Origin of the sequence: Blautia coccoides, assembly GCF_034355335.1 — a bacterium.
GTDB lineage: Bacteria > Bacillota > Clostridia > Lachnospirales > Lachnospiraceae > Blautia > Blautia producta.
On the sequence record NZ_CP136422.1, the window covers coordinates 190325 to 205454 of the forward strand.

At 47.0% G+C, this 15130-nt stretch carries 16 protein-coding genes and 3 pseudogenes; all 19 read left to right on the forward strand.

Going from position 1 to position 15130, the window contains the following annotated elements; genetic code table 11:
- Positions 1-774, forward strand: a complete 774-nt coding sequence (locus BLCOC_RS00830; RefSeq protein ID WP_029470892.1) for a biotin--[acetyl-CoA-carboxylase] ligase — start codon at positions 1-3, stop codon at positions 772-774.
- Between the two features lie 40 nt (positions 775-814).
- Positions 815-1171, forward strand: coding sequence for a DUF6145 family protein (locus BLCOC_RS00835; RefSeq protein ID WP_018597095.1), 357 nt, complete (start codon positions 815-817; stop codon positions 1169-1171).
- 3 nt (positions 1172-1174) lie between these two features.
- A complete protein-coding gene (locus tag BLCOC_RS00840) occupies positions 1175-1954 on the forward strand; it encodes a type III pantothenate kinase (protein WP_018597094.1) in 780 nt (259 codons plus the stop codon).
- A gap of 1 nt (position 1955) precedes the next feature.
- Positions 1956-2912 carry a tRNA dihydrouridine synthase DusB gene (gene dusB / locus BLCOC_RS00845; protein WP_115624055.1) on the forward strand — a complete coding sequence of 319 codons (957 nt, stop codon included), beginning with the start codon at positions 1956-1958 and terminating at the stop codon, positions 2910-2912.
- 285 nt (positions 2913-3197) lie between these two features.
- Entirely contained in the window at positions 3198-3680 is a 483-nt protein-coding gene (gene greA / locus BLCOC_RS00850; RefSeq protein WP_018597092.1) for a transcription elongation factor GreA, read from the forward strand.
- 19 nt (positions 3681-3699) lie between these two features.
- Positions 3700-5187, forward strand: a pseudogene (gene lysS, locus BLCOC_RS00855) (lysine--tRNA ligase); the annotation flags it as partial.
- A 228-nt stretch (positions 5188-5415) separates the two neighbouring features.
- Positions 5416-5877 (forward strand): DUF6075 family protein, encoded by a 462-nt coding sequence (locus BLCOC_RS00860; protein WP_115624057.1) that lies wholly within the window; start codon positions 5416-5418, stop codon positions 5875-5877.
- Entirely contained in the window at positions 5877-6053 is a 177-nt protein-coding gene (locus BLCOC_RS00865; protein WP_004070281.1) for a hypothetical protein, read from the forward strand. Before BLCOC_RS00860 ends, BLCOC_RS00865 begins: the two co-directional genes overlap by 1 nt.
- Before the next feature lie 21 nt (positions 6054-6074).
- The gene (locus BLCOC_RS00870; RefSeq protein ID WP_115624058.1) at positions 6075-6860 is read left to right on the forward strand and encodes a ParA family protein; all 786 of its coding nucleotides are present in this window, start codon (positions 6075-6077) and stop codon (positions 6858-6860) included.
- The gene (locus BLCOC_RS00875; protein ID WP_115624059.1) at positions 6850-7740 is read left to right on the forward strand and encodes a ParB/RepB/Spo0J family partition protein; all 891 of its coding nucleotides are present in this window, start codon (positions 6850-6852) and stop codon (positions 7738-7740) included. The genes BLCOC_RS00870 and BLCOC_RS00875 overlap by 11 nt, the downstream gene beginning before the upstream one ends.
- 17 nt (positions 7741-7757) lie before the next feature.
- Positions 7758-8873, forward strand: a complete 1116-nt coding sequence (locus BLCOC_RS00880; RefSeq protein WP_115625513.1) for a DUF6017 domain-containing protein — start codon at positions 7758-7760, stop codon at positions 8871-8873.
- A pseudogene (locus tag BLCOC_RS27475) lies at positions 8874-9535 on the forward strand (hypothetical protein).
- Between the two features lie 42 nt (positions 9536-9577).
- Positions 9578-9946 (forward strand): hypothetical protein, encoded by a 369-nt coding sequence (locus BLCOC_RS00890; protein ID WP_115624060.1) that lies wholly within the window; start codon positions 9578-9580, stop codon positions 9944-9946.
- Positions 9947-10018: 72 nt separating this feature from the next.
- Positions 10019-10555, forward strand: coding sequence for a hypothetical protein (locus BLCOC_RS00895; protein WP_435867667.1), 537 nt, complete (start codon positions 10019-10021; stop codon positions 10553-10555).
- 121 nt (positions 10556-10676) lie between these two features.
- Positions 10677-11324: a hypothetical protein gene (locus BLCOC_RS00900; RefSeq protein WP_115624062.1), complete on the forward strand. Its 648-nt coding sequence runs from the start codon at positions 10677-10679 to the stop codon at positions 11322-11324.
- A 92-nt stretch (positions 11325-11416) separates the two neighbouring features.
- Positions 11417-11893: a PcfB family protein gene (locus BLCOC_RS00905; protein ID WP_115624063.1), complete on the forward strand. Its 477-nt coding sequence runs from the start codon at positions 11417-11419 to the stop codon at positions 11891-11893.
- Between the two features lie 224 nt (positions 11894-12117).
- Positions 12118-13731: pseudogene (locus BLCOC_RS00910) on the forward strand (VirD4-like conjugal transfer protein, CD1115 family); the annotation flags it as partial.
- Positions 13732-14011: 280 nt separating this feature from the next.
- Positions 14012-14227, forward strand: coding sequence for a Maff2 family mobile element protein (locus BLCOC_RS00915; RefSeq protein WP_004070260.1), 216 nt, complete (start codon positions 14012-14014; stop codon positions 14225-14227).
- 5 nt (positions 14228-14232) lie between these two features.
- Positions 14233-15105 (forward strand): VirB6/TrbL-like conjugal transfer protein, CD1112 family, encoded by an 873-nt coding sequence (locus tag BLCOC_RS00920; protein ID WP_022743345.1) that lies wholly within the window; start codon positions 14233-14235, stop codon positions 15103-15105.
- Positions 15106-15130: the final 25 nt, after the last annotated feature.

Here is a 15130-nt window from a genome sequence, read left to right on the forward strand (position 1 = left end):
ATGGAGTTAAAGACCAGATGGCTGGGAAGACCGTGGAATTTTGCCGAGGAGACAGATTCCACCAATGACTGGGCAAAGAGAGAAGCCAGGGAAGGCGCGCCGGAAGGTGCGGTTTTCCTGGTGAACAGCCAGACAAAAGGAAAAGGAAGAAGGGGCAGAAGCTGGACAGATCCCAAGGGGAGCGGTCTTGCCATGTCCCTGCTTATTCGTCCGGATATGCCTCCTGAGCGTGCGCCTATGATGACGGTGCTCATGGGGCTTTCCGCGGCCCAGGCAGTTGCGGATGTGACGGGGAAGGAAGCGCTGATCAAGTGGCCCAATGATCTTGTCATGTCGGGAAAGAAGTTATGCGGAATTCTGACAGAAATGTCCATGGAGGGAACAAAAATTTCCTATGTTGTCATTGGTGTTGGAATAAACCTCACGGAAGTGGATTTTCCTGAGGAGATAAAGGATAAGGCCACATCCCTGAAACTGGAATGCGGCCAGGCCCCTGACATGGAAGTGATGGCTGCTGCGGTTCTGGAACGTTTTGAGACAAATTACGAACGCTTTCTGGCTGCAGGGGATCTCCGCCCCTTCAAGGAGGAGTATGACAGCCTTCTTGCCAACAAAGGGCGTGAAGTGAAGGTTCTGGAAAAGGAACGGGAGCTTGTGGGTACATGCCTGGGAATTGATGAGGCAGGAGAGCTTCTGGTGCAGACGCCGGATGGAGGCTGTGAAACTGTATTTGCAGGAGAGGTATCTGTGCGGGGACTGTATGGATATGTGTGATACCTGTGCTGCACTATAATGTATAGTATAAGGAGAGTTTATGTATAAGGATAAGATTGTGCTGTGCGGTGCCAATGCTTACGAGAAAAAATATTATTTTAATGAGGATTTTTCAGCACTTCCCCAGTCCATACAGGACGAACTGCATATTATGTGCGTACTTTATACAGAGGAGATCAGCGGAGTTCTGACCCTGGAATATGATGAGGAGGGCAATCTGGAGTTCAGGACAGAGGCTCTTGAGTCAGATGCCATGTACGATGAGATCGGCAGCGTGCTGCGTATCAAACAGCTGCGCGCGGAGAAAAAGGAGCTTCTGGAATCCCTGGAACTTTATTACCGGGTATTTTTCCTGGGAGAAGATGCAGAGGAGTCCCTGAAAGAAGGGGAGGAATAGAGCATGCTGTTAGTGATTGATGTAGGTAATACCAATATTACCCTGGGCGTGTTTGAAGGGGAAGAGTTAAAAGGAACCTTCCGCATGACCACCAGACAGAACAGGACTTCAGATGAGTACGGGATTTTGATGTGTAATATGCTGGAATACCGTGGCATTCCCAAGGATGCGGTAAAAGATGCCATTATCAGTTCCGTTGTGCCGGATGTGATGCATTCTTTGGCAAGTGGTGTCATAAAATATTTTAACACCTATCCCATACATGTGGGACCCGGATGTAAGACAGGCATCCGGATCACCTCTGTGAATCCCAAAGAGATCGGAGCAGACAGAATTGTGGACGCTGTGGCTGCCTATGAGCTGTACGGCGGTCCTGTTCTTGTTCTGGACTTTGGGACAGCCACTACGTATGATCTGATAACAGAGGATGGCTGCTTTGCGGCAGGCATTACCTCTCCCGGTATCGAGATCAGCGCCAAGGCCCTTTGGCAGGACGCCGCCAAGCTGCCGAAGATAGCTATTGAAAAGCCGGATTCCATTTTGGCAAAAGAGACCATCACCAGTATGCAGGCTGGCCTTGTGTACGGTTATATCGGACAGGTGGAGTATATTATCAGGAAAGTAAAGGAAGAATCAGGTATCCTGAACCTGAAAGTGGTGGCAACAGGAGGGCTGGGCAAGATCATTGCGGATGAGACCGAGATGATCGATGTGTATGATACACAGCTTACGCTCACCGGGCTTAGAATTATATTTGAAAAAACCAGGAAGAGCAGAGGTTAATATGAAACTCACGATCAGAAATGTAACCCTTGAAAACAACCTGATACTCGCACCCATGGCAGGAGTCACGGACCTGCCATTTCGTTTGCTGTGCAGGGAGCAGGGAGCAGGGCTTTTGTGTACGGAGATGGTCAGTGCAAAAGCTATTTATTTTAAAAATAAGAATACTAAGAGCCTGATGCAGATCCTGCCCCAGGAGCGTCCGGTATCCCTGCAGCTATTCGGGTCGGAACCGGAGCTTATGGGATTCATTGCCGGCCAGATAGAGGAACAGCCTTTTGACATTCTGGACATCAATATGGGCTGCCCGGTTCCAAAGGTAGTCAACAATGGGGAAGGCTCTGCGCTCATGAAAAATCCCAGGCTGGTGGGTGAGATTGTAAAGAAAGTCGCCTCCTCTATTAAAAAGCCTCTGACTGTAAAGATCAGAAAAGGATTTACAGAGGAGTCTGTCAATGCGGTAGAGATAGCCAAGATCATAGAGGATGCAGGTGCAGCGGCCGTTGCTGTGCATGGCAGGACCAGGGAACAGTATTATTCCGGGAAGGCAGACTGGGATATCATCCGCAGAGTAAAGGAGGCGGTGTCTATTCCTGTGATCGGCAACGGGGATGTGGACTCACCTGAAAGTGCCAGGCGTCTTTTAGAGGAGACAGGATGTGACGGTATCATGATCGGACGTGCTGCCAGAGGTAATCCGTGGATCTTCAGCAGGATTCATTCTTATCTGGAAAATGGCACAATACCGGAGCCGCCGTCTGTTTCGGATGTGAGGGAAATGATCTTAAAACACGCCCGCCTGCAGCTTGAGTATAAAGGGGAGTATACCGGAATGCGGGAAATGCGCAAACATGTAGCCTGGTATACAGCAGGAATGCCACACTCGGCGTCAGTCAGACGGCAGGCCAATGAAATAGAGACTTATGAACAGTTGCAGCGTCTTGTGGAATCATTCTAACCTTATTGTGAAGCAGAGTGCTTTATATCTGTGCATAGCGAAGTGTATTGCTGTTTATAGAACTGCACTTTCTGCAGGGCTGTGAACAGAAACAGATTGTTTGTTAAGAATATGAGATTATTCTTGACATTCTGATGGCTTTTTCTTATAATATTATGACTGTTAGGTTAATGAAACCTGAAAAAGATGGATTATACTGGGAGAAGAATATGGGAACCCGTCCGGCTCTGTGGTCTGACAGGCCCTCTTCTTACTTTATAATATAGAAGAAAGGGTGTATAAAAAATGGAAGAGAAGAAAAATATTCTTACGTATGCGGGACTGAAAAAATTAGAGGATGAGCTTCATGACCTGAAGGTATACAAGAGAAAAGAAGTAGCCGGTAAGATCAAAGAGGCCAGAGAGCAGGGCGACCTGTCTGAGAACGCAGAGTACGATGCTGCAAAAGACGAGCAGCGCGATATCGAGGCGAGAATTGAAGAAATCGAAAAAATCCTGAAAAATGCTGAGGTCGTAGTGGAAGATGAAGTGGATCTGGGTACTATCAGTGTTGGATGTAAGGTAAAAGTATATGATGTGGAATATGAAGAAGAGATAGAGTTTAAAATCGTAGGTTCCACTGAGGCAAACAGTCTGGAAGGCAAAATTTCCAATGAATCTCCGGTAGGAAAAGCGCTGATCGGAGCTAAAAAAGGACAGACCGTAAAAGTGGAGATGCCGTCCGGAGTTATGGAATACAAGGTTCTGGAGATAGAGAGAAACATTTAGATTAAGGAGAGTGTGAAAAGTGGCAGAGCAGTCAAAGAATGTTAAGGAGCAGGACATCAACCAGTTATTGAAGGTCCGCCGTGAAAAATTAGCTGAGTTACAGACAAACGGAAAAGACCCGTTTCAGATCGTCAAATTTGATGTGACTCATCATAGCCAGGAGATCAAAGATGCTTTTGAAGAGCTGGAAGGAAAATCCGTCACCATAGCAGGACGTATGATGTCAAAACGTATTATGGGGAAAGCTTCCTTCTGCAATGTTCAGGATTTACAGGGCAACATTCAGTCTTATGTGGCACGGGACAGTATCGGAGTGGAATCTTATCAGGATTTCAAGAAAATGGACATTGGCGACATTGTAGGCATCACAGGCGAAGTCTTCAAAACAAGGACAGGTGAGATTTCCATTCATGCGTCTGCTGTGACACTGTTATCCAAGAGCCTCCAGGTTCTGCCTGAAAAGTTCCATGGCCTGACCAACACAGACCTGCGTTACCGTCAGCGATACGTGGATCTGATCATGAACCCGGAAGTAAAGGACACTTTCATCAAACGTTCCAAGATCATCAGCAGTATCCGTAAATACCTGGACGGACAGGGATTCATGGAGGTGGAGACACCTATGCTGGTGGCAAATGCAGGCGGTGCGGCAGCAAGACCTTTCGAGACACATTTCAATGCTCTTGATGAGGATTTCAAGTTGCGTATTTCCCTGGAGCTGTATCTGAAGAGACTGATCGTAGGCGGTATGGAGCGCGTATATGAGATTGGACGTGTATTCCGTAACGAGGGTCTGGACACCAGACATAACCCGGAATTTACGCTGATGGAGCTGTATCAGGCGTATACAGATTACAAGGGAATGATGGACCTGACAGAGAACCTGTACCGCCATGTGGCACAGGAAGTTCTGGGGACCACTACCATTACCTACAATGGTGTGGAGATGGACCTGGGCAAACCTTTTGAGAGAATTACCATGCTGGATGCTGTTAAGAAGTATGCCGGCGTTGACTTTAATGAGATTCATACTCTGGAAGAGGCAAGAGCTGCGGCAAAAGAGCATCATGTGGAATTTGAGGAGAGACATCAGAAGGGCGATATCCTGAGTCTGTTCTTTGAGGAGTTTGCAGAGGAGCATCTGATCCAGCCTACATTTGTTATGGACCACCCCATTGAGATCTCTCCGTTGACTAAGAAGAAACCGGAGAATCCGGAGTACACAGAGCGCTTTGAGTTTTTCATGAACGGCTGGGAGATGGCCAATGCCTATTCCGAGTTAAATGACCCCATTGACCAGAGGGAGCGCTTTAAAGCACAGGAAGCACTGCTGGCTCAGGGAGACGAGGAGGCGAATACCACGGATGAAGACTTCCTCAATGCCCTGGAGATCGGTATGCCCCCTACAGGAGGGATCGGATTCGGCATTGACAGGATGGTCATGCTGCTCACGGATTCTGCTGCGATCAGGGATGTGTTATGCTTCCCGACAATGAAAACGCTTGGCGGAAAAGACCAGTAAAATCAAGGGTTTGCGGACTTAAAGACAGTATGGTACGACAAGAGTACGACAAAATAAACTCTCTTAACGGGTTAAAATAAATGATTTTAAATTAAACTCGTGTCAGTTCAAGTTAATATTTTGTACGATAAGGACATTTTTCTAAAAGAAAATTTTAGGGAAGTGTCCTTTTGTTATGGTCAAAAAACAAAATAAGAAATGGAGGAAATGAACATGAGTAGTACAGCGTTAGGAGCAGAGAAAGCGATTATTTTTATCAGTGATGCACATGAAAAATTCTACTATGAAAAATTGAAAGAGGTCAGGTATCAGGACGTGTACCACAAAGCGCTTGTATATTGTCTTGGTATCAGCGATGACACAAGAAGAAATATCAACAGCATTTATAACTTTAAGACAGGCTGTGTAAAAACGGAGTGCCTGCACGAAGGCTGGCAGACCAGCGGGAGCTTAAAAGTAGTCAGGATGGCGTTTAACCTTTACTGCAATGGTACGCCGAGTGTCCTTGACTATGATGATGCGGAGGAACAGGTGGACGAGTGCAGACGGTACACAGTGGAAGAACTGTTCTGCTGTGCCTATGCGCCTTATTTTTGGCAGGCGGTACAGATTCGTTATCCGGAATATGTAACATATAACCACAACTTGTACGCCATGCTTGGAGGACGGGATTGATGTTAAAAGTCAGGCTTATGGGAACGAAGAACGATATTAAGTGGTTCGGGAAGATTTTACAGCGTAACCCGAAAATCGAGGTGACGGAGTTTTCCGATATGTTCCCAAACAAAGGGACAAAGAAATATTACAGGACTTATGTGGAAGTCAGGAAAAGCAACGTAAAAGAAAATTAGTAGAAGCAAAGGAGAATCATCATGTGTAAAATAATCGCAATCGCAAACCAGAAAGGCGGTGTGGGCAAGACCACCACCACAAGCAATTTAGGAATCGGGCTGGCAAAACAGGGAAAGAAAGTGCTTCTGATTGATGCGGACGCACAGGGCAGTCTGACCGCAAGTTTAGGCTTTACAGAGCCGGACAGTCTGGAAATCACGCTTGCAACCATTATGGGGAACTTAATCAATGACGGGGAAGTAGAGCCGGGGGAAGGTATCCTCCACCATGAGGAAGGGATAGACTTAATGCCGGGGAACATTGAGCTTTCCGGTCTGGAGGTTTCCCTTGTGAATGTGATGAGCCGGGAAACGGTACTCCGGTCATACATAGAGATTGTCCGGGAGAGTTACGATTATATTTTAATTGATTGTATGCCTTCTCTCGGCATGATTACCATAAACGCCTTTGCCTGCGCCGACAGTATCCTGATACCTGTACAGGCGGCATACCTGCCCGTCAAAGGCTTGCAGCAGCTTATTAAGACGGTGGGAAAGGTAAAGCGGCAGATTAACCCGAAGCTGGAGATTGAAGGGATCCTGCTTACAATGGTGGACAGCCGAACGAACTACGCAAAGGACATCAGCGCCATGCTGAAGGAAGCCTATGGAAGCCGGGTGAGGATATTTGCCAATGTCATTCCCATTTCCGTCCGGGCGGCGGAGATTTCAGCGGAGGGCGTCAGCATCTACAAGCATGATCCAAAGGGGAAAGTGGCGTCAGCTTACGATTCTCTGACAAAGGAGGTGCTTGCAGATGGGCAGTAACGCAAAACCAAGAAGCGCATCAAAGGTTGCTCTGGAAAGTTTTGATGATTTGTTCGGTGGAAATACCGCACAGGAAAATGGGATAGAGCAGATTATCAATGCGTCACTGGCAGAGCTTTACACGTTCAAAGACCACCCGTTCCGGGTGGAGGACGATGAGAAGATGGAGGAAACAACCGAGAGTATCCGCCAGTATGGGGTGCTTGTGCCGGGGATTGCAAGACCGAGGGCGGGTGGAGGCTATGAAATCATAGCCGGACACCGCCGCAAACGTGGCTCGGAGCTTGCCGGAAAGACGGAGATGCCTGTGGTTGTCCGCAACTACACCGATGATGAAGCTACGATAATCATGGTGGATTCCAATATCCAGCGGGAGGACATCTTGCCAAGCGAAAAGGCAAAAGCCTATAAGATGAAATATGAAGCTATGAAGCATCAGGGGAAAAAGTCAGGCAGAAACACACTTGATGAGGTTGGGGAAGCTGCCGGGGAGAACGCTAAAAAAGTACAGCGGTATATCTGGCTTTCCCGGCTGTCTGATAAACTTCTTACTATGGTGGACGGTAAAAAGCTCGGTTTCTCACAGGGCGTTGACATTTCCTTTCTGGCGGAGGAAGCGCAGCAGTGGGTGCAGGCAGTCATAGAGGAACAAGGCTGTAACGTCAGCATGGCGCAGTCTGCAAAAATCAAGGAATATGGCAAGACTGGGGAACTTACCCTTGCAATGGTGCGCCTGATACTGACGGAGGAAAAGCCAAAGGAACGGAAGGTAACACTGAAAGCGGACAAAATCAGTGAATATTTTGCGGAGGACTGCAGCAGTGAGGAAATAGAGGGCATCATCATTCAGCTATTGGATGAATGGAAGAAAAGACAATAGAGGGGAGGTGCATCAGCGTGGATGGCACGATAAAATTTGACTATTATTATGGCATCGAAGCGGAACAGTTTTCCTTTTACCGGGTTCCGAGGCTGCTGATAAAAGACGCAAGGTTTAAAGAGTTGTCCAGTGATGCAAAGCTCCTTTATGGTCTGATGCTTGACAGGCTGGCATTGTCAATCAAGAATGGCTGGCTTGACGAAGAAAACAGGGTGTATATCCATTACACGCTGGATAACATAATGGAGGATTTGGGATGCGCAAGGGAAAAATGCGCAAAGGTGATTGCGGAGCTTGACAGCAAAAAGGGGATTGGTCTGATCGAGAAGAAAAGGCAGGGATTGGGCAAGCCGGACATTATCTATGTGAAGAATTTTGCAACACTGGATGCCGGAAAAGAACCGGGCAGAGAGCCAGAAAAGCCTGATAATGCTGACAGCTTTGCAGAAGTTCGGAAACCGAACTTCAAGAGGTTCGATAATCAAACTTCAAGAAGTTCGGAAATCGAACTTCAAGAGATTCGGAAACCGAACTTGCAGGAGTTCGGAAATCAAACTTCAAGAGGTTCGGAAACCGAACTTGCGGAAGTTCGGGAATCGAACCCTAATTATAACAATACTAATTATACTGATCTGAGTTATACCAATCCTATCAATCAATCGGATAGGGAAACAGAAAAACAGGAACCGGGCAAGCCGGATAATGGTATGATTGATGTGATGGATAATGCCACTGCCTATATGGAAATCATCAAGGGAAACATTGAATACGAGCATCACATGAAATATGGGGACTGGCAGGATAAGGGGCTGTATGAGGAACTGTATGAGGTTATCTGCGAGATTGTGTGCGTGAAGCGTAAGACGGTAAAGGTCAACGGGGAAGATTACCCTTATGAGCTTGTAAAATCAAAGTTCCTGAAGCTGAACAGCTCCCATTTGGAGTATGTTATTGGGTGCATGAGAGAAACCACAACCAAGATAGCCAACATCAGGGCGTACATGGTGACTGCCCTCTACAATGCGCCTAACACCATGAACCATTATTACCAGCAGTTGGTGCAGCATGATATGTATGGCGGCGGTTGGGAGGAAAAAGGGATGTTCCAGCCCAAAGCGGAAGGAGATGGATAAATGGAATCCATGAGGGATATTGACCGGGTAATGGAACGGGAGATTGCAAAGGGGAGCTGCCCGTTAAAGTTTGTGAGGATAGAATTTGGCAGTTCCCCTTATCAGGAGATTGCGTCAGGGGAAAAGCTGCTGGAGGTGCTGTCCTATCTGCTTCGGACAGGCGATTATGGCAGGTTTGCCGGGAAAGGGACAGGGAATAATGTTTACATGGACATCAAAGGCAGGAAACCGGCTTTTAAGCGTACCTGTTCCTTTATTGACCGGAATACCCTCTTTTCCGCAATCCGCAGATACGGAAAGAAAATAAAGCCGGATTTTGACGGGCATACTTATCTGGAAACAGTGCAGTGCTTCTTTGAACTGCGGAAGGGGAACAGGATAAATACAGGGTGACATATGACGGGCAGGAAACATTTGCTTTCCCTATGTCGGATAAATATATCCTCGGACTTTACACGCACTGTATCTCGGCAAGGCGGGCGGCATCGGCGGATATGGGTATTCCCGGCACAGGCTTTTCAGAAACAGAACAGGGGATTGCAAGCCTTGAGGGTGTGCGTGACGTGCTGTTCCAGTGCCTTTTGTTTGACACGATAAAATGCGGGGAAGGCGTGTTATATGCTGACCTCTGCACGATTTACTGTTTAAAAGAGAATAAATAGCTTTTGGACTTTTTGTCCAGAAGTGGATCAGGAGGGTGCGCTATGGCAGAAATATTTATTACGGAAGAACAGCGGGCGAAGTGCCGGAAGGTGGCGGATGCGTTCGCAGAGCTGTATGAGATGACGGATGTGATGGTGGCGGATGCCGGGAGATTTGGTTTTGTCCGTCTGCAATGGTTCAGTGAGGGCGAGGGGTTTGATTCGGCAATGGCATTTTCGGATTGTCTGGAGCTGTTTGAGGAACTCTGGCGGATATGGTATGAACATGAGGTTTTAACGCCTGTTTTGGGTACGCCGCTTGCGGAGCTTGACTATGATGAGATATTCCAGACGCTTTCCAAAGACAGGCAGGAGGAAATCTTGGAAAAGAAGAAATATTTCATTTCCCGGTGTGAAGATGCTTTCGGTTAGGCGGCAGATATTTTTTACAATTCCGGGGCGTTTTCTGTTAAAATAGACCATATCAGGATAAAGGCAGGAGTGGTGTGTTTGGGAAACAGGAAGCGCCTGAAAAGGGCAGACAGGACATATAAAGACTTAAAGCAGAAGCAGAAAGCTAAAATAGCAGACTGTATGTTTGAAAAGACCTGTGATTATTACAGGGAGCATGATAAGCTGCCGGAAGGAGAGGACAGTGAAAAAATTGCGGGGCAAATCTACCAGAGGGTAAAGGGAATAGCAGAAAAGGCTTCCTTTGATGAAGTATACCGCCTGTATCTTTACCGTCTGCCACGTTATGAAGCGAGGATTGCGGAGAATGGACTTCCGGAAAGGAAAGAGAAAAAGAAAGAAGATGCAGACAAGCCGAAAACCAAGAAAAAGGGCATGAGCAAAAAAGTATGCCCGAACTGCGGAAGGAAGATGAAGCAGCAGTTTATCGGCTTGCAGCATTGTAAATGCGGCATAAGCTGGAAAAAGGACATCGGATATTTTGAGCGTACCGGGGATATGGTTTTTGCTTTGGAACGCAGGAAGGTAGGGAAAAAGACAAAGCAGTGTCCGGTGATCCGGTACAGATAATAAATATCAGAAACAGCGTAAGGGCAGTTATAGACCGTAAACAGCGGTTTGTAGCTGCCCTTTTTGCGTTTATAAAACTTTTGGACAAAAAGTCCAGAAGCGGAAAGGAGAAAGAAGGAAAATGAAACACAAAAAAGTAGCAGCAGCCCTTTCTGCGGCTGTGGCAGGCGCAGCGGTATTAGGCGGAATCCATTATGTGTCAGGGAAAAGGAAACCCAAAGAGGGGCAGGAGCCGGACATACAGGAGGAAGGATTGACGGAGGGGCAGGTGCGGGAGTGCTTTCTGCGGCTGTTCCGGCTGTATGAGGACAGCGAGTTTGATGACCTTGCGGAGCTTTTGGGCGATGGAAGCGAGCCGAGAGAATATGCAGCGGACAACTATTCCAGCCAGTTATTCCCTTATATCAAAAAAAGCATGAAAGAAGTGATGATGATGGAGGGGGATGACGGTACGGGGAACGAACCGTTTGACATGACAGATGTGCTTTTCTGTTATCCAGCCTGTATGATTGCCTGTGAAATAAAGGAATTTTTTTCAGACAGGTTCGTGCTGTGCCTTGAAAATGAGATATGGATTCTGGAAAACGGGGAGTTTGCATCTGTCCACTGTGTCAGTATTGGAAAAGAGGGCGGGCGGCTTACCTACCGCTTTCTGGATACCTATATCAAAAATCCGGGGGATATTCCAATCTGTTTTGATGACTTGGAATCCGGGTTTATACAGATTATCAAAGCGTTGGAAGAAGGGAGGAAGCCGGAACTGCCATAATCCGGTCAGGAGAGTTTATGAAATATCTGCTGCACAGGCTGTACGTCCCACCCTGACGGGGGTACAGCAATAAAGAAAGAAGGAGGAGAACCATGCAGGAGGAAGTGACACAGAAAACGATTGCCCTTGTATTCAAATCTTCCCGGCTGACTGCCGACGTGCTGAAAAAGGCTATGAAGATGTATCTGGAACACCGGAAACAGGGAAAGCAGATGCCGCATGGGAAAATATCAGTGAAAGAGCTGGTCGGTCAGGGTATGGGCGCTTCGAGCATTGAGGTGACGGATAACAATATCAAGTCCTTTGAGAGAGTGGCAAAGAAATATAATGTGCAGTTTGCTGTGAAGAAGGACAAGACAGAAAAGCCGCCGAAGCACATCGTATTATTCAAGGGCAAGGATGCCGATGTGATAACACAGGCATTTAAGGAGTTTGTAAAAGTTAATGAGAAAAAGCATAACCGTATCTCTGTAAAGGAGAAACTGGCAGAGTTCCGGGAGCAGTTAGGCAAGGACAAGAACCGGGAGAGGGCAAGGGAACATTTAAAGGACAGGGGGCAGTCATTATGAGTAAAATCGTAGACGGCATCGCCAAAGACTTAAAATCAATCCCTGAAAAGCTCAAGGCAAAGACGGGGAATGTTGACAAAAAGAAACTTCTCCTTATGAATCTCCCCTATGTGCTTGCCGGGTATTTCTGCGACAAAATAGCGTGGCTGTGGCGGGTATCGCCGGGGCAGGATGCTTCCGCAAAGATGATGGCGGTCATGGCGGGGATGGAGGATTTATTTTCCAACCCGTTACCAAGTTTCCACCCAAGAGATTTGCTGATAGGGGCAGGATGCGGCATTGCGCTCCGCCTTGTGGTGTATTTCAAAGCCAAAAACGCCAAGAAGTTCCGGCATGGCATGGAGTATGGTTCTGCGAGGTGGGGGACAGCAAAAGACATAGAGCCTTATGTCGATCCGGTATTTGAGAACAATGTGTTGCTGACAGAAACGGAAAGGCTGATGATGTCCGGCAGACCAAAACAGCCGAAGTATGCGAGGAATAAAAATATCCTTGTTATCGGCGGCTCCGGTTCGGGCAAGACGAGATTTTTTGTAAAACCGAACCTTATGCAGATGCACTCATCATATGTTGTCACCGATCCGAAGGGTACAGTATTAGTAGAGTGCGGAAAAATGCTCTTAAAGAACAATTACAGGGTAAAAGTGCTGAATACCATTAACTTCAAGAAGTCCATGCATTACAATCCTCTCGTTTATATCCGGAGCGAGAAGGACATTTTGAAACTCGTAAACACAATCATTTTAAACACCAAAGGGGAGGGGCAGCAATCCGGCGAGGATTTTTGGGTGAAAGCCGAAAAGCTCTATTATACCGCACTGATCGGATACATCTGGTATGAGTGTGTGGAGGAAGAACAGAATTTCACTACCCTGCTTGACATGATAAACGCCAGTGAAGCGAGGGAGGATGACGAGGAATTTAAGAATCCTGTGGATTTGATGTTCGATGAGCTGGAGGAAAGAGAGCCGGAGCATTTTGCAGTAAAGCAGTATAAAAAATACAAACTGGCGGCGGGCAAGACAGCGAAAAGCATCTTAATTAGCTGTGGCGCACGTTTAGCCCCCTTTGACATCAAGGAACTGCGTGACCTGACAAGCTATGACGAGTTGGGGCTTGATATGTTAGGGGATGAAAAGACAGCATTGTTTGTCATTATCTCCGATACGGATGATACGTTCAACTTTATTGTGTCAATCATGTACACGCAGCTTTTCAATCTGCTCTGTGACAGGGCGGATGATGTGTATCATGGCAGGCTGCCCGTCCATGTGCGCTGCTTACTCGATGAGTTTGCAAACATCGGGCAGATACCAAAGTTTGAGAAGCTGATTGCCACAATCCGGAGCCGGGAAATATCAGCTTCCATTATCTTGCAGTCGAAGTCGCAGCTCAAAGCGATTTATAAGGATAACGCCGACACCATTGAAGGGAATTGTGATACCACCTTATTCCTCGGAGGGAAGGAAAAGACCACCTTAAAAGAGATGGCGGAAATTTTGGGTAAGGAAACGATAGACCTTTACAATACCTCTGACACAAGGGGTACGTCGCAGTCCTACGGTTTAAATTATCAAAAGACCGGGAAAGAGCTTATGAGCCAAGATGAGATTGCAGTCATGGACGGAGGGAAGTGCATCATGCAGCTTAGAGGGGTAAGACCTTTCTTCTCCAATAAGTTTGACATTACAAAGCACAGGCAGTACCGCCTTCTGTCCGATTTTGATGACAAGAACGCCTTAGACATCGAAAAATATGTAAAGAACCTGTGCAAAGCGAAAGTCAGGGACAATGACACCGTTGATGAGGTGGAGGATGCGGGCGTGATTGAAGCATGACAACTGAATATTGAAAAACTGAATATGGAACCCGTCAACCAGCTACAAAACTTTTGGACAAAAAGTCCAGAAGTGGAACGGAGTTTTGAATGTACTTGGGAAAGGACAAAAACAAAGCGCCCGGCACAGCCAATCGCCAAACTGAATGTGCCGGATGCCCGCAGGGTTCTTCCTAAAGGATTGCCCTGTCTTTATCTTACCATAAGGCAGGGCATTTTAACACGAAAAACTCTTTCAGAAACCAGACAAAATAATTTTTGAGAAAGAAAGAGGTAGAAACATGGCATTTTTTACAACAGCGGTAACAGGATTAAAGACAGTCGTAACAGCAATCGGCGCAGGCGTGGGCGTATGGGGCGTCATCAATTTGCTCGAAGGATATGGGAATGATAATCCGGGTGCAAAATCACAGGGAATCAAGCAGCTCATGAGTGGAGGAGGCATTATCATTGTGGCGCAGACGGTGATCCCACAGCTTTCCAGCCTGTTTTCATAAGATAAATGGGCGGCATCATAGACAAAATCACTGATTTCATAAAGGAGATGCTGCAGGGGTGGGTGCTTAGCAACCTTGATACCATGTTCTCCGATGTCAATGATAAGGTCGGGACGATTGCGGGGGAGGTCAGCAAGACACCCAGCACATGGAACTCCGGCATATTCAGCATGATACGGACGCTTTCGGAGAACGTGGTAGTGCCCATAGCAGGCATGATAATCAGTTTTGTGCTGATCTATGAGCTGATAACAATGGTAATCGACAAAAACAATATGCATGACTTTGATACAAGCCTGTTTTTCCGTTTTTTATTTAAGGCTTGTATCGCTGTCATGCTGCTTTCCAAGACCTTTGATATAGTCATGGCGGTGTTTGACGTGGGAAGCCATGTGGTGACACAGGCGGCAGCATCAATCTCCGGTTCAACGAGCCTTGACGTTCAGGCTACCCTTACAACCATGTTCAACAACCAGATTGACACGATGGGGATAGGGGAGCTTATCGGTCTTGGTCTGGAAACTATGGTAATCAGCTTATGTATGAAAATCATGTCCGTCCTCATCACCGTCATTCTATATGGGCGCATGATTGAAATATACCTTTATGTGTCAGTTGCGCCAATCCCGGCAGCGACAGTTACCAACCGGGAATGGGGCACAATCGGGACAAATTACTTAAAAGGGCTTGTCGCACTTGCTTTTCAGGGGTTCTTTATCATGGTGTGCGTGGCGATCTATGCTGTGCTTGTGGCGAGCGTCGCAGTGGCGGGCAACCTTCACAGCGCATTGTGGTCGGTGGCGGCATATACCGTAATCCTCTGTTTCAGCTTATTTAAGACAGGCTCTCTCAGTAAATCAATTTTTAATGCCCACTGAGTACAGGGACACTGTGCTTGACGGG